Origin of the sequence: Calothrix sp. NIES-2098, assembly GCF_963875125.1 — a bacterium.
Lineage (GTDB): Bacteria > Cyanobacteriota > Cyanobacteriia > Cyanobacteriales > Nostocaceae > Aulosira.
In genome coordinates, this window is the sequence record NZ_CAWNKJ010000001.1 from 4,827,427 (window position 1) to 4,852,477 (window position 25,051).

At 40.8% G+C, this 25,051-nt stretch carries 24 protein-coding genes and 1 tRNA gene; 16 read left to right on the forward strand and 9 right to left on the reverse strand.

Annotated features, from left to right (window positions below; translation table 11 throughout):
* The first annotated feature begins 38 nt into the window (after positions 1–38).
* From AACU33_RS20185 to AACU33_RS20235, 11 genes are all read left to right on the forward strand, one after another.
* Positions 39–1,718: a SulP family inorganic anion transporter gene (locus AACU33_RS20185; RefSeq protein WP_096595318.1), complete on the forward strand. Its 1,680-nt coding sequence runs from the start codon at positions 39–41 to the stop codon at positions 1,716–1,718.
* A gap of 279 nt (positions 1,719–1,997) precedes the next feature.
* Entirely contained in the window at positions 1,998–3,053 is a 1,056-nt protein-coding gene (locus AACU33_RS20190) for an aromatic ring-hydroxylating dioxygenase subunit alpha (protein ID WP_096590354.1), read from the forward strand.
* 1 nt (position 3,054) lies between these two features.
* The gene (locus tag AACU33_RS20195) at positions 3,055–3,963 is read left to right on the forward strand and encodes a ferritin-like domain-containing protein (RefSeq protein WP_096590355.1); all 909 of its coding nucleotides are present in this window, start codon (positions 3,055–3,057) and stop codon (positions 3,961–3,963) included.
* 218 nt (positions 3,964–4,181) lie between these two features.
* Complete coding sequence (locus AACU33_RS20200; protein ID WP_096586464.1) at positions 4,182–5,195, forward strand: IS701 family transposase; 1,014 nt, start codon at positions 4,182–4,184, stop codon at positions 5,193–5,195.
* A 93-nt stretch (positions 5,196–5,288) separates the two neighbouring features.
* Positions 5,289–6,470, forward strand: coding sequence for a P-aminobenzoate N-oxygenase AurF (locus AACU33_RS20205; RefSeq protein ID WP_096590356.1), 1,182 nt, complete (start codon positions 5,289–5,291; stop codon positions 6,468–6,470).
* Positions 6,471–6,474: 4 nt separating this feature from the next.
* Positions 6,475–6,765: a 2Fe-2S iron-sulfur cluster-binding protein gene (locus AACU33_RS20210; RefSeq protein ID WP_339376163.1), complete on the forward strand. Its 291-nt coding sequence runs from the start codon at positions 6,475–6,477 to the stop codon at positions 6,763–6,765.
* A gap of 41 nt (positions 6,766–6,806) precedes the next feature.
* On the forward strand, positions 6,807–7,052 hold the full coding sequence (locus AACU33_RS20215; protein ID WP_096590357.1) for a type II toxin-antitoxin system Phd/YefM family antitoxin: 246 nt from the start codon (positions 6,807–6,809) through the stop codon (positions 7,050–7,052).
* Positions 7,049–7,447: a type II toxin-antitoxin system VapC family toxin gene (locus AACU33_RS20220; protein ID WP_096590358.1), complete on the forward strand. Its 399-nt coding sequence runs from the start codon at positions 7,049–7,051 to the stop codon at positions 7,445–7,447. The genes AACU33_RS20215 and AACU33_RS20220 overlap by 4 nt, the downstream gene beginning before the upstream one ends.
* 41 nt (positions 7,448–7,488) lie before the next feature.
* Positions 7,489–7,683, forward strand: coding sequence for a hypothetical protein (locus AACU33_RS20225; protein WP_339376164.1), 195 nt, complete (start codon positions 7,489–7,491; stop codon positions 7,681–7,683).
* Between the two features lie 195 nt (positions 7,684–7,878).
* Complete coding sequence (locus AACU33_RS20230; RefSeq protein ID WP_096590359.1) at positions 7,879–9,348, forward strand: aldehyde dehydrogenase family protein; 1,470 nt, start codon at positions 7,879–7,881, stop codon at positions 9,346–9,348.
* A gap of 159 nt (positions 9,349–9,507) precedes the next feature.
* The gene (locus AACU33_RS20235) at positions 9,508–10,725 is read left to right on the forward strand and encodes a transporter substrate-binding domain-containing protein (protein WP_096590360.1); all 1,218 of its coding nucleotides are present in this window, start codon (positions 9,508–9,510) and stop codon (positions 10,723–10,725) included.
* A gap of 494 nt (positions 10,726–11,219) precedes the next feature.
* Here AACU33_RS20235 and mazG read toward each other — a convergent pair whose 3' ends face one another.
* Together mazG and AACU33_RS20245 are read right to left on the reverse strand one after the other, a co-directional pair.
* A complete protein-coding gene (mazG, locus tag AACU33_RS20240; protein ID WP_096590361.1) occupies positions 11,220–12,026 on the reverse strand; it encodes a nucleoside triphosphate pyrophosphohydrolase in 807 nt (268 codons plus the stop codon).
* Positions 12,027–12,063: 37 nt separating this feature from the next.
* Positions 12,064–12,702, reverse strand: a complete 639-nt coding sequence (locus AACU33_RS20245; protein WP_096590362.1) for a metal-binding protein — start codon at positions 12,700–12,702, stop codon at positions 12,064–12,066.
* Positions 12,703–12,785: 83 nt separating this feature from the next.
* On the opposite strand from AACU33_RS20245, the gene AACU33_RS20250 reads away from it, so the two are divergent.
* Positions 12,786–12,858: transfer RNA gene (locus AACU33_RS20250), tRNA-Val, on the forward strand.
* A 137-nt stretch (positions 12,859–12,995) separates the two neighbouring features.
* On the opposite strand, the gene AACU33_RS20255 is transcribed toward AACU33_RS20250, so the two are convergent.
* The 6 genes from AACU33_RS20255 to AACU33_RS20280 all read right to left on the reverse strand — a co-directional run bounded on the left by AACU33_RS20255 (position 12,996) and on the right by AACU33_RS20280 (position 21,513).
* Positions 12,996–14,384: a TniQ family protein gene (locus AACU33_RS20255; protein ID WP_096590363.1), complete on the reverse strand. Its 1,389-nt coding sequence runs from the start codon at positions 14,382–14,384 to the stop codon at positions 12,996–12,998.
* 115 nt (positions 14,385–14,499) lie between these two features.
* Complete coding sequence (locus tag AACU33_RS20260) at positions 14,500–16,464, reverse strand: TniQ family protein (RefSeq protein ID WP_096590364.1); 1,965 nt, start codon at positions 16,462–16,464, stop codon at positions 14,500–14,502.
* Entirely contained in the window at positions 16,454–17,629 is a 1,176-nt protein-coding gene (locus tag AACU33_RS20265) for an ATP-binding protein (RefSeq protein ID WP_096590365.1), read from the reverse strand. Before AACU33_RS20265 ends, AACU33_RS20260 begins: the two co-directional genes overlap by 11 nt.
* Before the next feature lie 2 nt (positions 17,630–17,631).
* Positions 17,632–20,349 carry a TnsA endonuclease N-terminal domain-containing protein gene (locus AACU33_RS20270; RefSeq protein WP_096590366.1) on the reverse strand — a complete coding sequence of 906 codons (2,718 nt, stop codon included), beginning with the start codon at positions 20,347–20,349 and terminating at the stop codon, positions 17,632–17,634.
* A 114-nt stretch (positions 20,350–20,463) separates the two neighbouring features.
* The gene (locus tag AACU33_RS20275) at positions 20,464–21,192 is read right to left on the reverse strand and encodes a hypothetical protein (protein ID WP_096590367.1); all 729 of its coding nucleotides are present in this window, start codon (positions 21,190–21,192) and stop codon (positions 20,464–20,466) included.
* A gap of 72 nt (positions 21,193–21,264) precedes the next feature.
* Complete coding sequence (locus tag AACU33_RS20280; protein WP_096590368.1) at positions 21,265–21,513, reverse strand: hypothetical protein; 249 nt, start codon at positions 21,511–21,513, stop codon at positions 21,265–21,267.
* An 856-nt stretch (positions 21,514–22,369) separates the two neighbouring features.
* Here AACU33_RS20280 and AACU33_RS20285 point away from each other — a divergent pair.
* Positions 22,370–22,525 carry a hypothetical protein gene (locus AACU33_RS20285; RefSeq protein ID WP_339376165.1) on the forward strand — a complete coding sequence of 52 codons (156 nt, stop codon included), beginning with the start codon at positions 22,370–22,372 and terminating at the stop codon, positions 22,523–22,525.
* Between the two features lie 70 nt (positions 22,526–22,595).
* Here the strand turns inward: AACU33_RS20285 and AACU33_RS20290 are convergent, their stop codons facing one another.
* A complete protein-coding gene (locus AACU33_RS20290) occupies positions 22,596–22,784 on the reverse strand; it encodes a ribbon-helix-helix domain-containing protein (RefSeq protein ID WP_096590369.1) in 189 nt (62 codons plus the stop codon).
* 221 nt (positions 22,785–23,005) lie between these two features.
* On the opposite strand from AACU33_RS20290, the gene AACU33_RS20295 reads away from it, so the two are divergent.
* The 3 genes from AACU33_RS20295 to AACU33_RS20305 all read left to right on the forward strand — a co-directional run bounded on the left by AACU33_RS20295 (position 23,006) and on the right by AACU33_RS20305 (position 24,851).
* On the forward strand, positions 23,006–23,545 hold the full coding sequence (locus tag AACU33_RS20295) for a hypothetical protein (RefSeq protein WP_096590370.1): 540 nt from the start codon (positions 23,006–23,008) through the stop codon (positions 23,543–23,545).
* On the forward strand, positions 23,542–23,859 hold the full coding sequence (locus AACU33_RS20300) for a hypothetical protein (RefSeq protein WP_096590371.1): 318 nt from the start codon (positions 23,542–23,544) through the stop codon (positions 23,857–23,859). The genes AACU33_RS20295 and AACU33_RS20300 overlap by 4 nt, the downstream gene beginning before the upstream one ends.
* Before the next feature lie 107 nt (positions 23,860–23,966).
* A complete protein-coding gene (locus AACU33_RS20305) occupies positions 23,967–24,851 on the forward strand; it encodes a pentapeptide repeat-containing protein (protein WP_096590372.1) in 885 nt (294 codons plus the stop codon).
* Positions 24,852–25,051 lie beyond the last annotated feature (200 nt).

Here is a 25,051-nt window from a genome sequence, read left to right on the forward strand (position 1 = left end):
CGTCCATCAACTTGTGTATGAGAGTTAAAAACGACGAGATAGCAATATCTACTACCCTGGAAGCACCACAGCTTTTCAGTGTCAGTCGCTTGTTTAGTAACCTACGCGGCGATTTAGCGGGAGGATTGACAGCGGCAGTGGTAGCATTACCTTTGGCATTAGCCTTTGCTGTAGCAAGTGGAGTGGAACCAAAGGCGGGACTATACACTGCTATTGTGGCAGGAATTGTCGCAGCAATCTTTGGGGGTTCACCTGTACAGATTACAGGGCCTACAGGTGCAATGGCTGTGATTTTGGTGGGAATTGTCGCCAAGTACGGCTTAGAGAAAGTTTGGATTGCTGGGGTAATAGCTGGGATTATCCAGATTGCTTTAGGGGTCGCTAAACTCGGACAATTAGTGAAGTTTATTCCCTATCCTGTGACGGCTGGTTTTACTAATGGTATTGCCGTTATTATTTTTTGTGGTCAGTTAAATAATTTCTTTGGCTTACAACTACCGCGTCAAGAACATTTTTTGCCGGGACTTTGGCAAAGTTTAACTCATCTAGCAGCGTTAAACTGGGCAGCTGTTGTATTAGGAATGCTGGTGATTGCAACTAATATTTTATGGCCCAAGATTAACACTACAATACCGGGTTCTTTAATGGGGCTGGTGTTGGCAACAGCGATCGCATCTTATTTGCATCTTGATGTCCCCACAATTGGAGCCATTCCGCAAGCTTTACCGATGCTCCAAGGTATTCCCCACTGGAATGATTTTGGCTTGATTCGCGAATTGATTAATCCGGCTTTGGCTTTAGCCGCACTGGGAAGTATTGAATCGTTGCTCTCAGCAGTAGTGGCTGATGGTATGACCGTGAGCGAGAAACACAACAGCGATCGCGAATTAATTGGTCAAGGGTTAGCAAATATTATTATTCCATTTTTTGGTGGTATCCCAGCTACAGGTGCGATCGCACGAACTGCTGTCAATGTCCGTTCTGGCGGTAAAACTCGACTGTCTGGGGTAATTCATGGCGTTGCCTTAGCCATTATTGTGTTAACTTTAGCACCCCTAGCAGCGCAGATTCCCTTAGCAGCGCTGGCTGGGATTTTAATGGTGGTTAGTCTGCGGATGATTGAGTGGGAAGCAATTGGCTTACTGCTACGCGCTACCTACTCTGACTTTGCGGTGATGATTCTCACCTGGTTAGTAACAATATTATTTGACTTGGTTCTTGCTGTCGAAGTGGGATTAATTGCAGCCGGAGCCTTATTTATCAAACGTATGAGCGATTTAAGCTTGGCGAAAATCCCGGAAACGGAAGTATTTCCCCCTGGAATTCCTCTGGAATTAGGCAAAGAAATTGCTGTTTATCGCGTAGATGGCCCCGTATTTTTTGGTGCTGCGGAAAGGTTTGTTACCTTTCTACGGGAGCAACCAGAAGTGAAGTATTTAATTCTGCGGTTGCGGTTTGTACCCAATATGGATACGACTGGATTAGTAGCTTTAGAGGATATTTATCACGACTTAGAACGGCATAATTGCCGCTTAATTCTCACAGGTTTACAACCCCAAGTTCAACAATTATTAGAACGTTCGGGATTGTTAAAAAAAATTGGTTTATCTAATTGTTTTGAAACAACAACAGATGCGATTTACTCTCTCACCCCTCTATCTTCTCAACCTGTAGCAGCTAATTTCCAATCAAAAGAATTGATGGAATTAAATGATTAAAATTAACCGCCGATTAAGCCGGATAAACGCCGATTAACGCAGATAATTTGCTAAGTTAAAATGTTGGGTGTGTTATCGCTTTAGCGTAACGCACCCTTCGGGTGACGCTCGTACCTCGCTCTAAGCGAAGCTATGCCGAAGGCTTTACGCTACGCTAACAGCAGTCGCCTGCGGAGGGAAACCCTCCCGCAGCGCTGCTTCACCATCAACAATTCTTTTAAATATAGATATTCCCTATTCAAACACGTTAAATACTACTGGTAAAAAAGTATAAATCCTATGCATTGTACTAGCCCAAATTCAATCTTTAATAATCCGAGACAATTTGTAGAAGGATGGTACTGGGCATTACCATCAAGAAAGTTGAAGGTTGGTAGGGTGAAGGCTGTAACGCTACTGGGTAGAAACTTGGCAATTTATCGAGGAGTTAGCGGTCAGGTGGTAGCGGTGGATGCTTATTGTCCACACATGGGCGCACATTTAGCTGAGGGTAAGGTAGAGGGTGATGGGATTCGCTGCTTCTTTCATAATTGGAAGTATGATGAACGCGGAATTTGTGTAGACGTTCCTTCTCTCGGAAAACCCTTACCTGTGTGTATCAAAACTTGGTCAACGGCAGAAAAGTACGGCATGATTTGGGTGTGGGTGGGAGAAGATCAACCAAGTTCGCTACCCTTTGTGCCTGAATTAGAACAGATAAACTGCGATTATATATTAGGAACTCAGTTTGTCAAAAACTGCCATCCTAATGTGTTGCTGATTAATGCGATTGACGCTCACCACTTTAATACAGTCCACAATTTACCCTTAGAAATTGTATTTGATTCGCAAAGCCTCAATCCTAACGCTATTACCTTCAGTAACACGACACGAGGAGGCGATGACTCCTGGTTAATCCGCCTGATTCGTCCTCTATACCGCAATGAAGTTACTTATAGTATGTGCTATTGGTATGGCAGCACTGGTACTGTGACACTAGGGCCAGATTTTCTGCACTTCTACATCATATTTGCGTTGCGAATGCTCGAAGGTGGTCAAACTGAAGGGCAAACAATATTAGTTACTCCCAAACGACCTGGATGTTTAGGATGGGGTGTAAATCGTGGGTTACTGTGGTTAACGCAGCAGGTTGGTAATTACTTTGCTAAAGGCGATACACAAGTATTTCAAACAATTCAGTTTGATTTGAAGACACCCACCAAAGCAGATCGGTCAATTCTGCAATTTATCCAGCATGTTAATCGCCAGAAAGCCTTAACTTGGGGAACTTGGGAAACTGTTGATAGTCCAGAAGAAAGCGATCGCTCTTCTTCATCTACCTCTGTAATGTTTTAGTATGACTAATATATATAACATTGCCGGACTCGACCTGCCGCACGCAGCCCCCGATAACCGATTGCGACGTATACTAACAGCAGCATTGCCAAATCACAGTGATAATTCTCCGCAGCAGCAATCAGATTATTGGGATGCGAAATTTTTCAACTTGCATCAAGTCCAAATCTTTCAACAAGCAAGTATAGCCGAACAATCTGCCATACTTGGACTTACCAATCGCAGCCTGTTAGAAGAATCCTATTTTATTGAGAAAGTAGGCGTTGGCTATATGGCAAAGATGGTACTGTTAGCTGAAACAGTTGAGGAGCGAATGCTCTACGCCATGTTTAGCGCTGATGAAGCTACCCACCTCAACCAAATAACTAATTTTTTATCAGAATCAGAACCAACTAACAGCAACGATCCATTTCTGAGCTTATTAGCAGAAGTAGTTGAAAGTGCAGACAAAACAGTATTGTTATTTGTGCTTCAGGTAGTACTAGAAGGATGGGGTTTAAGCCATTACCGACGCCTAGCCAAAGAATGTCGCCATCCAGCCTTAGCAGAAGTGTTCGCCAGTTTCCTACACGCAGAAGCACGCCATCACAGCACCGGAACCACCTTATTTAACCAAACACCACTTTCAGCTGATAGCCAAGCAACCATCCTTGATGTGTTGGCCAAATTTCTGTTTATGGTGCAAGTAGGGCCGCAAAACGTCTTATCAGCCATTGAACAAATCAAAGGACATCTGACGCGATCGCAAAAAATCCAAATCCTCGAACAATTAGACACCGAAACCCACAGTGGAACTAGATTACAACTACTGCGATCGCTCATGCAACCAACATCAGCAAAAACCATCCTCCAAATCCTAGACGCACAAGGAGCCTTTGCACCTCTCCCCCCTCATCAATGCGTATATTAATAAAGCAGAAGGGACGAGGTTTTTAAGAGGTTAATTGTTATTTAACAGGACTTACGCAACTGGCACAATGCGATCGTTAGTTCATAGTACATATGTATTAATTAAATCTGATTTTGAAAGCTTTGCCTTCGTAATAGAAGTCGCTGTCTTGGAAGTACTATCGAAATATTCGTGAGAAAATAGGTAGAGGTTATATTAGATAAATTTCGCTAAGGGTAATGAGATTTACTAAGCTTAATTACTGCCAATATTTATTAAGTAGTCAAATTAATTATACAATTACCAATTTGGCAGAGCATTTAGAGAGTATTAGTCATGACGCAATTAACTATTATTTGAAAACCGAAAAATTAACACCTCGTTTACTATGGGATAACGTGAAAGAGGTCGTTGAGTCTGATGAAAATGGTTACATCATATTTGATGATAGCGTTTTAGATAAAAAGTATTCTGAAGAAATAGAAATAGTCAGAAGACAATATAGTGGTAATGAGCATGGTGTCCTGAAAGGCATTGGTGTAGTTAGCTGCGTGTATGTCAACCCTACACTTCAAAGATTTTGGGTCATAGATTATCGAATTTTTAATCCTGATGTCGATGGGAAAACCAAGATAGACCATGTGAAAGATATGCTCCAAAACCTTGTGTATCATAAGCTTTTACCATTTGATACTGTTTTGATGGATACATGGTATGCGGTACACAGTTTAATGCTATATATTGATAGCTTAGACAAAATTTATTATTGCCCTTTAAAAAATAATCGTTTAGTTGATGATACATTTGGTCAAGAAAAATATAAACGGATTGAATTATTAGAATGGAACCAAGAAGAATTAGACTGTGGTAAAATCATAAAAATTAAAGGATTCCCAGCTAATAAAAAAGTGAAACTATTCCGGGTTACTGTTTCTACCAACAGAACGGATTATGTCGCCACTAACGATTTATCTCAAAGTTCCACGGATGTTGTACAACAGGTGTGTAAAATTCGTTGGAAAATAGAGGAGTTTCACAGGGAAATTAAACAACTAACTGGCATTGAATCTTGCCAGTGTCGGAAAGCTAGACTCCAAAGAAATCATATTGCTTGTGCAATGTTGGTTTGGGTTAGGTTAAAGAATTTAGCCTATAGAACTGGCAAAACTATCTATCAAATCAAGCATAACTTGCTTTCTAATTATTTAATTCAGCAACTGAAGCGCCCAAGTATTTTTATGTGCTTGGTTTGATTTATATTGTCGCGTGTCAGGGCTTTGCCCTGCCTGCTATTTGTGCCAATTGCGTAAGTCCTATTTAAATGATTATATTTTTAGAGATTATTTATGGAAACTACTATTCACAAACTATCAGACAACCCAACTACCTATCGCAAACTCCAAATTAACCACACCCGCAACAAACAACAAGACCATACTGCTTTAATGGATGAAGCAGCCGCCAACTTTCGTTATAAAGATTGCCAAGACGAATATTGGAACCCCGAAGAATTTTCCCTACTTTACGGTACACCTTTGTGGGAGCAATCCACCCCACATCAGCGCATCATATTAAACCACCTTTATTGGGTAGCATACTACTCACAAATTGTTTCCGCCGAAATTGCAACCATCTATTTTAATCAAACTAGCGCAGCCGGACTTTACGCTCAAGAAGACTTTCGCTTAATTTGCGATACCTTAGATTTAGAATCCTCCCAAGAACGCGCACATATTAACGCCTTTCGCACAATTGCCAAACAAGTTGAGCAAGCATTATTTGGGGAACTTATTTTTACCTACCCCATGCGCGGCCCCTTTACCGAAACGATGGTTTATGCTGACACCAATGCCTTAAAAACATGGTGGAAAAAGATTCAACTGCAATACTTTGGACTAATTTCTGCAAATAATACATTTTTGGCTTGTCAATATTTCACAGTCCGAGGAGTGCGGACGCTCAATGGCAAATTAGTCCAACATAAACTCAGCAATTATTATCAAAAACATCCTCATCAATATACTGCGCCAATTCCTGCGAAAATTTCTTATTATCACTTTCTAGATGAAAGCTTTCACTTCAATAGTTCGACAATTTTATCTCATGATGTCATTGCTTGCTTGAAACCACCTACTAAATTTGAGCGATTAGTTGCTAATTTAGGATTATTAGGATGTCAGCGCGATCACTTTCACTTTTCGGCGGCAATTAACGGAATTTTTTGGTACGATCCGGCGTTGTATACGAAGATTTATCGCGTATTGCGATCGCCTATTTTTGATATGAGCGAGCGCGATGCTAAAGAAATGATGCGTCGCTGTTTTACACAAGAGTCCGAAGGATTGCACCGCAGTTACTTAACCCATCAAGAAGCGATGCAATCTTATAAGGTATATGTAGAAAAACTCAATTATCTTTGGCGAAGAAATCTAGAAATGTCACTCATGGGTTCTAATTCAATTTCTCGATATTTGGCGACTCAACAAAGTGCTTTTCGACGTTTTGAACAGCATCACGGAGAGGATTGATATTATGTCTGAACTGTGTATAATTTCTTTTCCAAAAACTGATTATTCTCCCATAGCTCTGCAACCTCATCAAAATTTATCTGAACATCTGACGATTCAAAATTCACCTGTATTGTTTGGTTGTCGAACTGGTATTTGCGGAACTTGCTTAGTTGAGGTTATTGGTGACATTGCTCCACCTCAAGCCGATGAACAGGAAATGTTGGATACATTAGCGCCTCACAATCCCAATGCTCGATTAGCTTGTCAGGTTGAGCTTACAGCTAATGTCGAAATTCACAAAATTGAACAATGAATTTGATTAGACTTAGTTTAAAGACTTAGATTTTTAATTTTATGGAAACTGTAAATATCGAGCAAGCTCAAACAAATCTCTCAGAACTTTTGTCACGTGTAGAACTTGGAGAAGAAATCATTATCTCTAACCAAGGCGTTGCGATCGCAAAGTTGGTTCCGTTTCGTGCCTCATCAAATCGACGCCATAGCCTAGGACAAGATCGAGGACGTTTCGTAGTTCCAGAAGACTTTAACGCTCCCTTGCCAGAAGATATTTTGGCGGCATTTGAGGGCGGTGACAAGTGAAACTCTTGCTAGATAGCCAGTGCTGGTTATGGTGGTTTGCTCAACCAGAACGTTTAAATGAAGAGGCGATCGCTCAAATTGCCAATGAGGCTAATGAACTATGGCTCTCAGTTGCCAGTATTTGGGAAATAGGAATAAAAGTTTCGATCGGAAAGTTACCACTGCCAGATTCTCTCGACAGTTATTTTTCTAATCGGATGGCGCAGTTGGGAGTGCGATCGCTTGAGATTACAGCGTCTCATGCTCTACAAGCGGCTGCATTACCTTTGCATCATCGAGATCCTTTTGACAGAATGTTGATTGCACAGGCTCAGATAGAAGCCATGACGCTTGTAAGTGCCGATTCAATTTTTAGCCAATACAATATTTCACTACTTTGGGCAGGTAACTCGTGAGATTTTATTTCAAACTAAACCCAACACCTCAATAGTTTGATATGTTGAGTTTCACTTCAGTTCAAACGCCACTTGCTACAAGCCGGGAAACCCTTTCGGCAGTTGCTCATGGGGGAGACCACGCCAGTTCCTACAACGGAGGGAACCTCCGCAACGGACTGGCTCCCCTACGTACCCGTCACTGCATCACCACCGCAGTGGCTCCCCAACCTACACATCTGTCGCTGAATTACTAGTGTTCATTCGCACATGATTTTAGTTTTAGCTAAAAATCCCAAGGCTTAAATGTCAGTTGAACGAAAAAAAACTAACTGCATACTTTCATAACAAAAAGCCTAAAAATTTATAAAGAATTTCAACTAAACTGCTGTATCCGAGGAAACATAATTAATAGATTTAAGCAAATTTTCTCTTAGCTTAAGGAGGGCCTGATGGTTACAGCAACAGTACCAGGTCAACAGGTCAAAATCGGCCCAACTCAGCTGCTGATTAATAACGAATGGGTAGAAAGTGTCAGCGGCCGCCGGTTTGAAACTATTAACCCAGCTACAGGCGAAGCTATCTGCACAGTAGCAGAGGCAGACGCCGCAGATGTAGATAAAGCTGTGCAAGCAGCGCGTAAGGCCTTTACCAGCGGGGATTGGCGGAAGATGTCTGCTACCCAGCGCGGAGAGTTACTTTACAAGCTAGCTGACTTAATTGAAGAGAATATTGATGAGTTGGCACGGCTGGAAACTCTAGATAATGGCAAGCCTTTACACGATTCCTTGGGTGACTTGGGGTTAGTTATCGCTTGCTACCGCTATTATGCAGGCTGGGCTGATAAGGTGCAAGGTAAAACTATTCCGATCAATGGCCCTTATTTCTGCTATACACGCCATGAGCCTGTGGGTGTGGTTGGTCAAATTATCCCGTGGAATTTCCCACTGTTGATGCAGGCGTGGAAGTTAGCACCAGCTTTGGCTACGGGTAATACTGTGGTGATGAAAACGGCTGAACAAACACCTTTATCTGCTCTGCAGGTAGGTGAGTTGATTGTTGAAGCTGGCTTCCCGCCTGGTGTGGTGAATATACTTTCAGGATACGGCCCAACGGCTGGGGCTGCTATTTCTCGCCACATGGATATTGACAAAGTAGCGTTTACTGGGTCAACTGAGGTAGGGCATCTCATTATGGAAGCTGCTGCCAAGAGTAACCTGAAGCGCGTTACTTTGGAATTGGGTGGTAAGAGTCCTAACATCGTCTTTGCTGATGCTGATATGCGTCAAGCAATAGAAGGTGCCCACCAAGCTTTATTCTTCAATCAAGGACAATGTTGCTGCGCTGGTTCTCGGTTATTTGTGGAAGAAAAATGTTACGACGATTTTGTCTCCTTGGCTGTAGAAAGAGCTAAAAAGCGAGCTGTGGGCGATCCTTTCGATAGCAACACAGAACAAGGGCCGCAAGTAGACAAAGAGCAATTTGACAAAGTGATGGGTTACATCGAGTCAGGAATGCGCGAAGGTGCTCAAATGCTTTGCGGTGGTACTCGTGTAGGAGATAAAGGTTTCTTTATTGCGCCTACAGTGTTTACTGATGTCCGCGATGACATGAAGATTGCTCAAGAGGAAATCTTTGGCCCTGTGATGAGCGTCATCAAATTCAGGGATATTGATGAGGTGATTCAACGGGCAAATAATACTATGTACGGACTCGCCGCTGCCGTGTGGACTCAAGATATTACTAAAGCTCACGCGATCGCAAACAATGTTCGTGCTGGTACAGTTTGGGTAAATTGCTACGACGTGTTCGACGCCGCCGCACCCTTTGGTGGTTTCAAACAATCTGGTATTGGTCGGGAATTGGGCGAGTACGGCTTGCAACAATATACCGAAGTTAAAACCGTCACCATCAAACTGTAAATCCGTCTTTCAATGCTCTAGCTCAAAGTAAGTCTGAGTCTGATTTATCCCCTCTTATGCCTAAAAAATTTGGGTATAAGGGGGGTTACGCATGTGATATTTGTGATGGGTTGGGAATGATAAGTAAATATTGCAGACAACAACCCCAAGAATATTCTTATGATAAATGCGATCGCTAGTAAATTTCGCCAATTAATAATCGCTTGGAAAAGCAATACTGCTTACTTTTACAGAGGTAACGGTAAAAACAAAAGCAAGCATTCCGCAAAACGGCATATCTGGCTAGTATTATTAGGCGGAATTATGGCGCTATTGCTGGTGCTGTCGGTAGCGAACCCAGGACTAGCGCAAAAACCCGAACCCGAACAATCATCAAAATCATTTCTTGTCGCTACACGTGCGATCCCACCCTTTGTATTTGACAACAAAGGTGAACTATCAGGCTTCAGTATCGATCTCTGGCGCAGTATTGCTACCAAGTTAGGCATAGAGTCTAAATTTGTTGAGTATTCAACTGTACCGGATCTGCTGGCTGGTGTTAAAGATGGCAAAGCAAACGTAGGAATTGCAGCGATTTCCATTACCGCCGAACGCCAAGAGAATTTTGATTTTTCTTTACCGATGTTTGCGGCTGGACTGCAAATCATGGTAAGACCCCCAGAAGCAAATGGTGGAGCCTTTTCTAACATTACGCAATTGTTGTTTTCTGCCACGCTTTTGCAGGTAATTGGCATTGCTTTACTGCTGATTGTCGTAGCAGCTCATGTAATTTGGTTGTCTGAGCGCAATCACAAAGAAGGAATGATTGATAAATCATACTTCCCAGGAATTTTTAAAGCCTGTTGGTGGGCAGCTGCAACATTAGCAACTCAAGCCGACGAAATGCCCAAGGGAGTAGTGGGACGGGTAATAGCAATTATCTGGATGTTTATCGGCGTTTTGTTCGTCGCCTACTTTACAGCCGCCGCTACCACTTCGCTAACTGTACAGCAGCTTCAGGGAGATATCAGAAGCGTAGACGATTTGCCAGGTAAGCTAGTAGCAACAACAGCAGGTAGCACAGCCGCCAAATATCTGCGCGAACAAAAAATTTCTGTCTTAGAAGTCCCCAAGATTGAGCAAGCTTATGAGGCTTTACAAAACAAAAAAGCTGATGCTGTAGTCTTTGATGCACCCGTACTGCTATTTTATGCTGCCAATGAAGGTCACGGAAAAGTAGAGATAGTAGGTAGCGTTTTCCGGGAAGAAAACTATGGTATTGTCCTGCCTAATAACAGTCCCTACCGCAAACAAATTAATAGCGCATTGTTGAGTCTCAGAGAAGATGGCACTTATCAATCACTTTATGATAAGTGGTTTGATGCGAAGAAATCTTGATTGGGGCATGGGGCATTGGGTATGGGCGATGCATTAATAAATACTCAAGCAGAATTAATTACACAATGTCATTGCGAATGGAGCGAAGCGGAATGAAGCAATCGCAAGGGCTTAGATTGCTTCGCTTCGCTCGCAATGACTGTAAAGATTTTTGTTTAGGTACTTATAACGAGCCGATGCAATTCGATTGCAGGGCGATGCATTAATATAACGAGCCGATGTAATTCGATTGCATGTCGATGCAATTCAATTGCAGGGTGATGCATTAATATAACGAGCCGATGTAATTCGATTGCATGTCGATGCAATTCAATTGCAGGGCGATGCATTAATATAACAAGCCGATGTAATTCGATTGCATGTCGATGCAATTCAATTGCAGGGCGATGCATTAATATAACAAGCCGATGCGTAGACGCAAAGCGTCTTGTCATAGACATCACATTGTCATCTTAATCTGCCCCCTGCCCCCTGCGCCTTTGCCTCCTACCTTCTCACCCTTCCTGAGCAATTTGGGCTTTTGCCTGTTGCCACAAAGCTTCCAACTCTTCCAAACTGTAATCTGAAAGGGGGCGGTCAACAACTGCCTCCATTTTTTGTAACCTTTGAATAAATCGCTGATTTGTGCCTTGCAAACCAGCGCTAGGATCGAGGTTATTCCAGCGCGCTAGCTGAATTGCTGCAAATAGTAAATCTCCAAATTCGGCTTGTTGTGCTTCTGGGCTTTCTTCGGCTAAAGCCTGGCGAAATTCTGCCAATTCTTCATGGAACTTAGCCCACACCCCCTCAATGTTTTCCCACTCAAACCCTACCGCCGCAGCTTTTTGGGAAATTTTCATCGCCGCCATTAATGGGGGAAGGCTACGCCCATAACGACTGAGTTTCGCACTGAGTTTTTGATTTTCTGGAGATGGTTCGCCTTTTTCTGCGGCTTTGATTTCTTCCCAATTTTGTCGCACTTCTTCAACACTCGCCACTTCCACATCACCAAACACGTGGGGATGACGGCGAATTAACTTTTGGGAAATGCCTTCAGCAACTTCTTTAAGAGAAAATTGTCCTGATTCGCTAGCGATTTGGGCTTGTAAGACTACCTGTAATAATAAATCGCCTAATTCTTCCGCGATCGCCTTTCGTTCGCCACTCTTAATCGCATCCACCACCTCATAAGCTTCCTCGATTACATAAGGTGTCAAACTCTCCGGTGTTTGCGCCAAATCCCAAGGACAACCACCATCAGGCGATCGCAATTTCGCCACCACCTCAATCAATTCCTGTAATGCCGCTAAAGTATCATTCATAGTTATTTGTCATTGGTCATTGGTCATTAGTCAAAAGTTAATACTTATTTCTTCCTTGTCCCCCTTGTCCCCCTTGTCTCCCTTGTCCCTTCGCCCCCGACACCCGCCGCCTACCTGTTTTAGTTGATTTACGTTTCTTAATTTTGCCACTTGGAAGCAAAGCACGGATGCCTTGTTTTTTGACACGTTTGTATGCGGAACCGATCCAATCGCTGAGAGAATGGCTCATAGCACCGAGTTCCATGCCTAAGAATAGGGCTAGGAATTCTGTAGCGTAACTCGTAAGCGATCGCCCAACTGTGCCACCGACGTTTTGCCAAATAGAGGCGATATTCCACAGCTTTTCAGCAACGGCTAGCACAAAAATTGCCACAATAGCCAGCAAGCAACTTAAATAAAGTACTCGTAGCGTCGTGCCAATAATCGGCCCGTGGGAAAGAAAAGAGCGATGACGCAAACTTTTTTGATAAGGTAGCCAAATCCAGCGCAAGAAACCCCAGCGTTGGTATTGAATCGAGTAAATATCTAAATCCGGGCCGAACATCAGCCCGCCAAACAGAAACCCGCCGGACACGAATAAAGTCACATTGCTACTGCGAGTCTGCCAGAAAGTTACACCCGCCACCAACGGCAGAGCATACAGCGTAATGCTATCGTGGGTTCGACCAGAGGGCATTTCTTGGTTCTCAAAAATTTTTTCTCAAAAATACTAGCGCGATTAAAAATCTTTTGCTATATTGTTTAATTGTGAGTGCAAACGGGTGGTTAGCTCAGTTGGTAGAGCGCCTGCCTTACAAGCAGGATGTCACTGGTTCGAGTCCAGTACTACCCATATCAAAGTTAAAAGACAAAGGTTGTTTGATTTGTGACTTTACCCATAACTTTGCCGCAACGGCAAGCTTATGCTTCCAATGAGAAGTGGCAAGGTTATGCTTCTAGCTTTTGAAGCTTATACAAAACTATAGCAACCTACACACAAAACTCGCCTTGTGCATTATGGAAGGCAGCGCGTACTTGTTTGTATCGAAAACATCCTGGGTTTGCCATTAATTCACAAACACGAGCTTCTGTAGGATAAACACCCTGACTTTTAAGGTCAAGGACAATCTGTTTAACTTCGTTACAAAATTTTTCAATGCTTCTGAGGCGGCAAGCTTTGTTGTAATCAAGACGTTTAGCAGAAATAGCACAACATAAGTCAGGAAAGTGTCTAGAAATTGTTCTTCTGTCGTACCCTAGACGCTTTGCCACTTCTTGCATTGTTAATGGCGGTTCCTCGTCACTGCCAAGTATTGCTAATAAAGCATCTCTTACTAGATTTTGGTTGAATGATTTTGGAGAGACCCTTGGTGTGCGGCAAAGTTGCGGATACTTCTGCGAGATTTTTGTCAAGGATTTAGCGATCAGAATTTTTGGGGACAGAAATTCTACTAAAGATATATCTAGTTCGTAACAAATCTTCAAGAGGATGTTTAGTTCTGGCAAAGTTTCAGTAGACTGCCACATCCACAAACTATTTTTTGGTACTCCAATAAGACGGGCAAAAGCAGCTGCATTTTTTTCTGCAACTATATCAATTATTATATTTAATGATTTTTTAATATTTTCTTTTGGTGGGGCAGACTCAAAACATTGACCAACAGAAATTAGCTCTCCTACAACATTAGCAGTCCAAGATTGCCATTTAAGCTCCAAGTTTGATGGGGCTTTGCCATTTGAAAATATATTATGGCATTTATCTGTACCTAACCAATTCTCACAATTTGAACAATAACCAGGTCTTGAACGCCAACTTAATAACGGTAATTCATGATTGCAATGCGGACAAATTTCGAGTAAAGGTTTTTGATGCTGTGAACAGATTTTAATGCAATTGATTGTCCAAAGCAATTGTTCATAAACTACCTGCTCATTTTCATAACTGTCTTGATAACAAATTGGACACCAAGCTCTTTTAGCACGAAATAAATTGCGTGGAGTCAAAATTTCAGCCCAAAATAGCATAGTTAAAAAATGCAATTTATCGCTACACGTTAACTTTTGTAAGGCTTGAACTAAATCTCCTGCCATTTCTCCCACACCATTTAAAGCTTGGGCACGGTTGAATATTTCACGGAATCCTCGACTAGCTCCATTTTGAAAGTATAGTTTATTGATAAGTGGAGCAATTTCTCTAGTCATTAAGACACCTGGAAGAACTCCATGTGACTCTGCTATCCGCGAGATATAACCTGTTAAACTCTCTATGTAAGATGTGCCAAGACCCACAGGTTGAAGTTGATAGAGGCGACTACATTGAGGAATTAATGGCTTTTTTAAATTCCAAAATTCGTATGTACTTAAGTCTTCAGCCAGCATTTTAGTCAATTAAAATTGGGTCTCGTTGTGGTTGGCAGTTGCCAACTTTTCTTTCTGTACGAGCATTTTTTGGAACTTTTGCTGTCTATGCAATTGTTTTTGTTCGAGGTCTGGTTCAGTTTTCGTATCCTAGCTCACGGCGAATCTCGTATAAGCTAGCCATAGCATATGAAGCCCTCATTACTCCTGGCTTAGGCAGCATTTGCTCAACATAGTAGCTACTGGGATTGATACCTTTTGTATGTAATTCAAGAACTGCTTGCTTAATTTCTTCCATAACATTTTTTTTGTATTCTATACTAGAAGCTTTTCTATAATTTGAATATTTGATTACAATACTACTGGCTAGTTCTGGAAAATTTCTATAAATAAAGCTAGGGCTAAGATTTAGCTTTCTGGCTACTTCTTCTAATGATAACGGAAAATTATTATCGTTTAGCAAAGCTTCTATAGATAATATTATTTCTTCTTGCTTTTTAGCTATTTCGGCATCACGATAACTAGCATATCGAGCAGAAATAACAGAAGATATATCTGGAAAATTTGTCCATAAGTAATTTTGGCATACTCCTAATTTATTAGCTAATTCCTTCATTGAAATTGTAGAATATTGAACGTTATTCAAAACTTCTTCCAAAGAAAGTTGTATTACTTTCTTAGAATCATCTCTATGCCTAGATGAGATAGTGTAGCAGATAGCTGGAAAATATGCCCGAAGAGTTCTAGCAGTATGTCCAAGGCGGCTAGCTACTTCTTTGAGAGAAGGTAAAGGAAATTCATCACTATTTAACACTGCTTCTAAAAAATACTGTATAGCTTTTCTTTTTTCAGTTCGATGCCTAGCAGCGATAGCATGACATAGAGATGGAAAATGATTATAAAGTGCTCCATTACTAGCTCCAACACATTTTATTATTTCGCTTATTGATGGAGGAGGATACTCTTGAAGAGCAGCCTCTAAAGTTTGCTTTATAAAACTTAAATCGTATTTTCTAGGAGTCATTTGATGTTTTTTTGAAGATGAGTTTATGGATGTAGAATTATTATTTTTTATCGGTTTACTTTTTCGGAATTCTTGATTTTTCTTATGGACTATTGAAGAGTTTAGCTTTTCTGGATCATATTCTGTTACTTGTAAAGGAAATTCTAAAGATATATCTTTTGTTAAAAAGCTTATCAGTCTAATTTTCAGCTTACAACAAATATTCAAAGTATTTATTAATCTAGGTAGACTTCCACGTTTAAGCCAGCCGTCTAAAGAGGTTACATCTATTCCTAGGAAACAGGCAAATTTAGCTTTATTTCCATTACTGAACTGATTCATACATGTAAGAATATTTTTTCTTAGTATCTCTTTCGATGGTACTGTTATTAAAATAGGTGTTGTAGCTATTAATTCTCCAATATTATTCATTAACCAAAATTGCTGCTTTAACTCATCTTCTGACAAACTATTACTAGTGTGTATATCAACTTCTGGCGAGTTTCCAAGCCAGCCTTTACATTTTGAGCAGTATCCTGGTCGAGAGTACCATGCTAGGCGAGGCAATTTTTGAGAGCAATGAGGACATTGATTTTTCAAAAATTGAGAATGACGTGTACAAACTTTTATTAGGTTAAGTGACCAAATTAATGGTTCATAAACCTGATTTTCTTTATCCCACTCTTCATAACAAACAGGACACCAAGCGCGGAAAGATCGAAAGCATCCTTCAAGAAACAAAACATTCTTCCAGGTTAAAAATGTTAGACAAGATAAATTATTTAACAAAGTTAGCTCTTCAAGCACATTAACTATCCTTGCTGTAAGATGGCCATTTCCATTCAATACTCCCTTTGAAGCGTTAGAAACTAAGGTTACACTTTTTGTTGCGTTGATAAGTGGAGCAAGCTCCTGTGCCATTAATTTGCTAGTTTCTACACTATGAGATTCTGCTAGTCGAGTAATATAGCTTGTTAAGCCCTCAACATATGGTGTTCCTATACCGATCGGTTCTAGCTTGTATAGACGGCTATGTGATGGAATTATAGGTTGCTCCAAATTCCAAGATTCATAAATACTTAAATTGTTATTTATCATGGTTTTCTACCCCTATTGGATCTCGTTTTGGTTTACGTTTACCTACGCTACCTTTCCTTGGTGTCTTGGGAATTGGTTCTTGTGCTTTATTAGATATTGCTGATTGGACAGATTTTGATGGATTTAGTTCTCTATCTAGACCTGATTCGGTTCGTAGTTGATTACGATCAGCATCATTTTCTGTCAGAAGCTTCTCCCCTTCTTTGATTTCTTGAAGCATCTTCTGGCACTGAGCTACTAACAAAGCACGTCTCTCTAAATGTTTAAGAGTTAGAGTAGTTGCTTGCTCATCAAGTGCATCTCTCAATGCCACTGTGAACCAGTGTTTCAGAATACCAACACAACCAAGAGTTCTTTCATAACAGTAATCCCAGTGCGCTACTAAGTCGGGTGGCTCTTCTAGAGGCATATGGGATTGAAAAGTGAAAATAACACTCTTAAATGCCCGAATATCCTCTTGACAGTTTCCAAGGTAACGTTGGAAATGTATATCAACACTGCGTCGGCTCAGTTGGGCACTTAAGTTGCGGAATACCAGCAGTTCATAAGTACCAAGTAGCCCATGCAGTGTTTTGGTCATACTAGCCAAGGATTTAATGCAGTCTAGTTGATATTGGAGTTTATTTCCGCTGGCTATTTTTGCTAAATGTTGGGCTTCATCTATAAAAAATATGCGTGGTCGCCGATGACTTAGAGCTTGTTCCAATGCCCTACGTAAGGCAGGTGCAACTATCCGATCGTGAATTCTAAGTTGTCCTTCGCTATTTCGCATTATTCCCCGCACACCATAATCTATTTTGTGATCTATGAGCGGTTCTTCCAGGGTAACTAATGCCTGTGTATAGTACTCCTTCCAATTAAAACTTCTCGATTCTGGTGATCCAGCTTCAATGCCGACAACAGGAATGTGTCCTCGGTCAATTTCGAGATTTGATAAGGCTTCTTTTATCAATGTCTTCTCTACTCGTAATCTTAGAGTGGTTTTGCCAACACCAGATGGGCCGTAGAGGAAAATTAGTAATGTATCTGCTGGCTCACGAATAGCACGAATAAGAGCTTCATTTGCTTCTTTTAGCTTAGGGTGTGCTACTGTGTAACTCCGAAAGTAATCTAGTCGTGCTGCTACAGATTGCTGAAGCAACTCACGAGGAAAACCACTAAACATTACTAAAACTCCTCATATACTTCTAGTTCATCAGAAGCGATCGCAACATTTCCACTTGATAGCGGTTGAAATTGAGTTTGGTTGTGGCTATGATTCACGCCCATCTCTTCTAAACTTGATGTCTCAACGCGGTTGCCTTTTGCTTGCCCACCCTCAATAATCTGTAATACTCCTTTTACCTCTGCATCACGCGATCGCTGCTTCAATAAAACCTCCTGTGCCTCTAGGGAACCAAGAAATTCTGCCAAATTTTTAGCTGATATTTTAAGTTGAGCAGTGTGATTTTGCTGGCGTTTACGCAACTCAATAGTAGCCAGTTTCATTTCTTTTTCTGATCGGCCATGAAAGTCTGCATAGTATTGAGAAATGCACTGCACCCACTGCCCCCGAACAAAAGCGTAGGCAGTTCCAGCATCAAAGGGATCGTATCTTATAGGAACTGATGTGTTTTCTATTTCTGGATCTCGAAAGGCATTAGACCAGTAGTAGATATAGTTGATCTTTACGCCATGACCTATTTGAACCTTTGCCTTCCCGCGCTCAGTTGTTGGCAGAGTGAGTATCCTGAAATTTTCATCGTAAGAAATCATCAGGTGAGTCCGACTGCCACTTTGAAGCATTCCTGTCGCAAAAGCTTCCCTTGGACTTTGCCCTAGAGATGGATGTTCGTCAATATCGTATACCTCATAAGCCCATACACATAAATACTCGTAAAGAAGATTAAGTGTCCAAATTGCATGATTTTTAGGATTGACTGATTTAGTTACCTGCCTAACATTGCGGGTGATTTGAGTATTTCCTTGGAGATTATGAACAAATTGTGTATTGGAAGTACCAAAAAGGCGCTCACAAATTGCACTAAACCTTGCTTTAGCAGGAGGACGATGCTTTTTCGTACATTCAAAAGTGGCTAAAAGTGTCTCAAAATAAGTACTATGGAACTCTGATCCATTGTCTACTACTACAATTTGTGGAAGCCGTCCGTGGTTCTTGACGCAGAGCCTCAATACCATTAAGCAAGAGCGATAAGAAGGTGGATCAAAGGAGAGGTAAACTGCTAGTAATCGTCTTGAGTAAGCATCTACTAAGAAAGTTGCCCAAGGTCTATCAAGTTTACGACCTGTGCTGGAACAGACTAACTCTGCATCTAGTTCCGTATGGTCAATATGACCAATCTCAAAAGGGCGATCGCCATGACGGGGAGTGGTTCTCTTTAATTCCCAATAGAATTCTTGGTGCTGATATGCTGCTCGATGTCCTTGGCGTTTCTTTGTCTGATCATACCCGGCACGTCGCTTGACTTCCTTGACAAATGTCTTATAACTTGGGGCAATTATGCTGTTTTTTTCACAAGAAAGAACTAAAGAACCGTAGACTTCAAACATTTTCTTTTGCTTGATGGTCTCATAGTCCTCTAAGATAAATTCCTCCATGAGAGCTAAAGTATTTTTAGGTAATTTTCGATTGCGATTTCCTTTGGCATGGCTGTGAGATAGAAGTCCAATGTAGCCACAACCACAATTCTGTTGTGCAGCGAGATATTTGGCTTTCCAATCTCGAATCGTGCGATCTGATATAGTTTCTTTTTCAGGTGGTTGACCCTGCAAGTATGGCTCGATGGCTTTATAGCGGCGGAGGGCTTCCTCTTGATCTTGAGGGCTTGCTTTATAGAAACGCTCCCAAGATTCCTCACTGATGGTTGGTGTTTCTTGTTTTTGGAGGCTTGTGATCTCACCTTGATGAATTAGATTCTCGAATACAGCTTTCTTTAGCTTAATTAGCTGTTCATCTTCTCCACTAAGTACAATTTCTCGCTCTCCTACGTGAACAATACTCAAGCCTTTGCCATCCCAGCAAATGGATGTTCCAGCCACAATTTTAATAATAGGAGAACCGAAACTAGAATCTGGCAACGTTGTTTGCAGTAATACATAAGCATTAGCTGTCTGCTGGTCACGGAATATGTGTACCCGTGATGGTTCAGCAAGAGGAGCAGCGCTAAGATTTACGTACAATTTTTCTGTGGCAATCAAAGTATAAATCTCATCAGCGCTAGCTTCCTTTAAATTACTGAGCAGATTCGCTAGTGATATTCCTACGTTATCTGAGACCAGGGAAAGAACTTCTGTAGCCGATCGCTCTTTTACAACTAAAGACTCAGATCGACGATAGTAGTCTTCTAAAAATATGATGTTGCGTTGGAGAAACCAATTGATTTCGGCATCAGAATACAGCCGATAGTAGAGTCCAAACTGTTTGGCATAGTCTTCTCCTGGTGGACTGTACCACTGACCATCTTTACTTTGACAATAGCGATTAGGGCTTTTCTCAGCTAGTTTTTGTAAATTATTCTTGGGTTTGCACTCTTCCCATCCAGCAGACTTGCTTCTTATGACAAAGAAGTCTGGGGTGTGAAAATGGCTCAGTTTTCGCCTATTTTTATCTTGATAATCAATCTTAATCGGAAGTGGTTGGTCGTAAAACTCTATTACATCCTCATCATGCTCTAATTCGTAGATCCTAGGAAGTTCTACGCGGTGAGACTCAAATTGAATGGTCAGCCCCATTTTTCGGCTTGGGTAGCGTCCAGAAACATTTCTGCTTCCACCTCCTACACGGCGCGACGGCTCGGATGAACGAATCGCTTGTATTAGTTTTCGACATTGCTCTGAAATTGTTAATCTGTCGCACCAATTATCAAACTCATTCTTGCTGAGCATATGTAATCTTTACTTATTTAAGTAAAAGGGTAAGCTTTGTCCTATCAATGTGTAGGCATACAAAGCTTATGAAGAATGTGATCGCTCTACCGGATAATCTACCTAATTAATTAGCTAAATATTGAACTCTTGCTCATCGACTATCCTTGGTGAAGCAATTAATCCTGTTTTCCAAAGTTGAATCTTTGTTTGGTTTTGCGTTAAATTTTCTACTTTTTGGTTATAGTTATTAACAATGTAATTTACTAGGAGTAAATATAGTTCTTGTATGGTCAAGTACCCTTTATTAGCTCCTGTGTTTTGGCGTTCTTGACGGTATGAACCACAGCATTGAGGTAAATTACATAAAAGTTCTGTATTAATCTCCAAAATACTAATTTCTTCCATTGCTATCGCCCTATTACAATAGCTGATAACCCACTGAACAGCTAGTTTTTGAGCTATATGTTGTAAATATCTAGTCTGGAAATGCTTGCTTTTATCGGTAACAATGTACTCAGGTACTCCAAATGTTTCCCATTGGTAATGCAGTGCGTATTCTTCTCCATAATGCTTTGGCAAAATCGCATGACGTAATGCTAGAGCAACCACTTTAGAATTTGGTGCCTCAAAGCTTAAATGAATGCCCATTATGCAATCAGAATAAAGATCTGTAATTTTGGTCAGGTAAGGACGTGCAACAAGATTATTGTGATGATCGGCTAGCTGAATATCTAACTGAAAATGGTGACATTGCCAAAAATGGTTGCTATAAAGCGCATCTAAACTTCTTTGACGAGTTTGCCTTCTAAATCCTCTATTCTCCTGATCTTGTTCTCTATTTCCATTAGAATCAAAAATCATGATGGCATCCTTTTGAGTATAGACTTATAGTTTGTTCGCAAATTTTATGGACTTTTATTTGCACCTTTCTACTTATTCTTCTTCATACTGCTTTGGCAAAATAGCATGACGTAATGCTAGAGTAATCACTTTAGAATTTGGTGCCTTAGAGCTTAAATAACTGCCCATTATGCAACGAGAATAAGGATCTGTAATTGTGGTTATATAAGGACGTGCCAAACGGTTATTGTTAGGCTCGACTAGCTCAATATCTAATTGAAATATTCCAATTTCTATATTCTCCTGATCCTGTTTTTCATTTTCGTTAGAATCAAAAATCATGATGGCATCCTTTTGGGTATAGATTTATAGTTTGTTCGCAAATTTTATTGACAACCAGAAATTTACGTGTTGAAGCTCAGATGAACAAATCGCTTATATTATTTTTCGAGATTGCTCTGAAATATTTAATCTTTTGCACCAAGCATCAAATTCATCATTGCCGAGCATATCTAAACTTTAATTATTGAAGTAAAAATGCAGGTTTTCAGCTATCAGCCTGTAGACATACGAAAGCTTATGAGGAATGTGATCGCATTCCCAATAGCTCTAACGAAACATTGCTGTTTCTTAGAACTTGGTAAATTATCTCAGAGGTATATGTATGAAATATATATCAAAATCACAATTACAAACAAACTATTTATTACAGTTTTTAACACTTGAATTAACTATCAAATATCTGACGTTTCTCTAGCAATCACAGCTACCAAAAAATAATCTATTTAAAATAGCATGAATGAGAAAAATTCGAGTCTTGTTTCATATCCCGCCGCAAATAAATCCGGTGAGATAATCATATTTTTCTTGATTAATGCTGGCTAAGATTGCTCGTCTAACGCTGAGAACTAAGATTGGTCGGGAAAACGGCTTGAATGATGACATCAAAAACCAGCCTATCTATTCATAGGGCATACATTTTTATAAAAACTGGATATTTTGGCAAAAATTAGATAACTCTCGAATATAGCTAACAATAACTAATGTGATGTTGGATAAAAATTTTCGGATGATTACAGCAGGACTTATTCTCGTAATTTTTATATATTCCTCTTAGAAATTGTCTAACGCTGTTATCAAAATTTGGCGTAGCAAGCACATAATATAGTTTGTTGCATCCCTTAAAAGCTGTCACACAATGTTGAAAATTCTGGATATCCAGAATTTTTCACAGGACTTATATAGCTTTGATAAAGATAATGGCGATCGCAGACCAACTAGGCCAGCTACCAATAACCTCTGTTACAGCCAGGTAGAACGTAGCTGGGTTGATTGCTGCGATTTTTACGTATAAATAAACATTCCAAAAAATGACCTCAAGATTGGCTCAAGCTTTTCTGCACCGCTTTGACTTGAGGTGGAATTTACTGCTGCTTTTGGCGGTCTTCTATCGCCTTACTCACGATCCGCACCACAAGATTACTAATGGGGCGGTCTTCTTGTTCTGCCCATTTGACCAAAGCATCATAGACATCTTTGGGGAAGTATACGGAAGTTTGTACGCGATCGCTCTGGGTCATGAATGTTATCAGGATTTGTCGCCAGACCATCATACCCTTCTCACATTGCTAAAATGCTTAATAATGTGTGGCAATGTGCGGCAATGTTTTCATGTTAAACTAAAAACATTGTTAAACATTAAAATAATGTGCAGCGATACTTAATGCTGGGTGATAAATCATTGATGAATAAGCTCAGAATATTTACTGAAATTACTACCAGAAAATCTTCACCCTGCTAAATGGGTGCTAACCTAGATTCCTGATAATTCAATATGACTACAACACCAGAACCTACAGCAACTAGGACTGAGTTGGCTTACCAGTCTGGGTATTCTCAAGCACTTAAAGATTATGCGATCGCTAATTTCCTAGAGGCGTTACAACAAACAAACTCTATCTTGCTACCATCGGAGTCGAGTCTAATCGCGGCTTTACTGATTGAAAAATTGCCACAAGCAATTGACCCGGAACTTGTTAGCCATTATCTTCATGTCGTTCGTGAAGGATATGCGATCGATGCTTTCACTACACCCATTACCTTGGAATATCCTCAATCTGTTGAGCTTCCCCAGCTATCAGACATTCCTGCGCCCTGTTACTCTGTAGGGACAAAAGTTCGCCTAACTCCTATTGATGGTGCAGCGGAATGGGGAACTTTAATTGGGTACTACCTCTGTTATGCGCCTCATCGCTGTAGATGGATGTATCGCTATATTCTTTATCTGGAGAGTAATTCTCCTAGCGCGGCTTGGATGAAGTCAACTTTTGCCTGGGAAGAGGAAATTGAAAGCCGATTAGAGGAGACTTCATGAGTAATCCTCAATCACCTCGACCATTAAATCCCCAACAGTTGCTAAGGCTGAGAGCATTTATTTATCTTGAACCGCAAATCAATCATCAAGAATTTAGGGCGAAGTGGGATGTCAGCCGTGAGTTAATCGCCCAAATTTGCAGGGTTGATATTCGCACTTGTAATAGTTGGTTTAGCCAAGGTCGTACTCACCAAGAACCTCAGCCGTATCATAAATTGTATTTATCACTGGCTGACCTAATTCTAGAAAGTTTTGACGAGCTACCAGAGTTTCTACAAACCTTGCTGTGTCCCCCTAACTATAGTGACTTCTGAGGACGTACACCTACCAGATTTTCCCCAAAAATCAATGACAATCGATCATATTTTTTACCAGTCTTCTTATTTAGGCTTGTTTGATATAGTTGACTGTAATTGATTTTATGAATATTCCTCCTCATAAATTGGTAGCAAAACTTCTAGATGTAGATGAAAGAGAATTTTGGAAGATATGCTTACCGGGAGTGAACCTTTCAGGACAAGACCTGAGTGGAGTAGAATGGGCTTGCGGAAATATGAGTAAAGTCTGTTTGGATGGTGCAAATTTACAGGGAGCAAACTTGCATCTATGTAAGCTGACAGAAGCATCTTTTAAAGGAACAGTACTCACTCAGGCGTGTTTAATATCCACAGATTTACAACGAGCGCTATTTCAAGGTGCAAATTTAATAGAAGCAGCTTTGGCAAATGCCAATTTGAGTAATGCCAATTTAACGGGCGCAGATTTGAGAAAAGCAAATTGTGAAAATGCCAACTTGAGTAATGCCAATTTAACGGGCGCAGATTTGAGAGAAGCAGAGTTGTCTGGTGCAACCCTTAAAGGCGCTATCTTAACGGGTGCAATCCTGGAAGGCGCTAAATTGCCTGATGGGGTTGTTAATAACCAAGGTATTCCCTTCAATCTCAACAGGCGAATTTACAATTGGCAAGGGCTGAGATTCCGTTCCAAAAATGAAATAGAAATAGCAAAAGCGCTCGATCGCGCTAGTGTTCTCTTCTTACCCCTTTGTCTGGTTCGGCTGAATACTGCCACAGGTAGGCAAAATCTAGAACCTGACTTTTTAGTTTGCCATCAAGGCAACTGGGGCATACTCGAAGTCGATGGGCCTTACCATACACCATTGAGACGAGTAGACGAACAACAGCGGGAACGCCTTTTCCAGCATCATCGAATCCGCATAATTCAGCGATTTGATGCTAAAAGGTGTGAGGAAAAACCAGACGAAGTGGTTAGGGAATTTTTGCAGTTAATCGAAAAGATGTATTAGTAGCCCTGTTCCGGAATTATCAAGTCTGCTGAAAGTGCGATCGCTATTTGTTCACAAACGGATAAGTTGCGATCGCACTTCATTCCCCTATCCATTTCAAGGGTGAGGATTGAGCAGAATTAGCTTGTGCAAATTTGTATTTTGGGAAATGCAAGTAACTGGATGATTTATCGTAGATAATGGTGGCTGAATATTCAGCA

What these genes read in the sequence shown, in the direction of transcription:
- AACU33_RS20190 (WP_096590354.1), top strand. Translation starts at nt 1,998, where the DNA reads ATGCATTGTACTAGCCCAAATTCAATCTTTAATAATCCGAGACAATTT.
- AACU33_RS20195 (WP_096590355.1), top strand. Translation starts at nt 3,055, where the DNA reads ATGACTAATATATATAACATTGCCGGACTCGACCTGCCGCACGCAGCC.
- AACU33_RS20200 (WP_096586464.1), top strand. Translation starts at nt 4,182, where the DNA reads ATGAGATTTACTAAGCTTAATTACTGCCAATATTTATTAAGTAGTCAA.
- AACU33_RS20205 (WP_096590356.1), top strand. Translation starts at nt 5,289, where the DNA reads ATGGAAACTACTATTCACAAACTATCAGACAACCCAACTACCTATCGC.
- AACU33_RS20210 (WP_339376163.1), top strand. Translation starts at nt 6,475, where the DNA reads ATGTCTGAACTGTGTATAATTTCTTTTCCAAAAACTGATTATTCTCCC.
- AACU33_RS20215 (WP_096590357.1), top strand. Translation starts at nt 6,807, where the DNA reads ATGGAAACTGTAAATATCGAGCAAGCTCAAACAAATCTCTCAGAACTT.
- AACU33_RS20225 (WP_339376164.1), top strand. Translation starts at nt 7,489, where the DNA reads ATGTTGAGTTTCACTTCAGTTCAAACGCCACTTGCTACAAGCCGGGAA.
- AACU33_RS20230 (WP_096590359.1), top strand. Translation starts at nt 7,879, where the DNA reads ATGGTTACAGCAACAGTACCAGGTCAACAGGTCAAAATCGGCCCAACT.
- AACU33_RS20235 (WP_096590360.1), top strand. Translation starts at nt 9,508, where the DNA reads ATGATAAATGCGATCGCTAGTAAATTTCGCCAATTAATAATCGCTTGG.
- mazG (WP_096590361.1), bottom strand. Translation starts at nt 12,026, where the DNA reads ATGAATGATACTTTAGCGGCATTACAGGAATTGATTGAGGTGGTGGCG.
- AACU33_RS20245 (WP_096590362.1), bottom strand. Translation starts at nt 12,702, where the DNA reads ATGCCCTCTGGTCGAACCCACGATAGCATTACGCTGTATGCTCTGCCG.
- AACU33_RS20255 (WP_096590363.1), bottom strand. Translation starts at nt 14,384, where the DNA reads ATGCTGGCTGAAGACTTAAGTACATACGAATTTTGGAATTTAAAAAAG.
- AACU33_RS20260 (WP_096590364.1), bottom strand. Translation starts at nt 16,464, where the DNA reads ATGATAAATAACAATTTAAGTATTTATGAATCTTGGAATTTGGAGCAA.
- AACU33_RS20265 (WP_096590365.1), bottom strand. Translation starts at nt 17,629, where the DNA reads ATGTTTAGTGGTTTTCCTCGTGAGTTGCTTCAGCAATCTGTAGCAGCA.
- AACU33_RS20270 (WP_096590366.1), bottom strand. Translation starts at nt 20,349, where the DNA reads ATGCTCAGCAAGAATGAGTTTGATAATTGGTGCGACAGATTAACAATT.
- AACU33_RS20275 (WP_096590367.1), bottom strand. Translation starts at nt 21,192, where the DNA reads ATGATTTTTGATTCTAATGGAAATAGAGAACAAGATCAGGAGAATAGA.
- AACU33_RS20280 (WP_096590368.1), bottom strand. Translation starts at nt 21,513, where the DNA reads ATGATTTTTGATTCTAACGAAAATGAAAAACAGGATCAGGAGAATATA.
- AACU33_RS20285 (WP_339376165.1), top strand. Translation starts at nt 22,370, where the DNA reads ATGTTGAAAATTCTGGATATCCAGAATTTTTCACAGGACTTATATAGC.
- AACU33_RS20290 (WP_096590369.1), bottom strand. Translation starts at nt 22,784, where the DNA reads ATGATGGTCTGGCGACAAATCCTGATAACATTCATGACCCAGAGCGAT.
- AACU33_RS20295 (WP_096590370.1), top strand. Translation starts at nt 23,006, where the DNA reads ATGACTACAACACCAGAACCTACAGCAACTAGGACTGAGTTGGCTTAC.
- AACU33_RS20300 (WP_096590371.1), top strand. Translation starts at nt 23,542, where the DNA reads ATGAGTAATCCTCAATCACCTCGACCATTAAATCCCCAACAGTTGCTA.
- AACU33_RS20305 (WP_096590372.1), top strand. Translation starts at nt 23,967, where the DNA reads ATGAATATTCCTCCTCATAAATTGGTAGCAAAACTTCTAGATGTAGAT.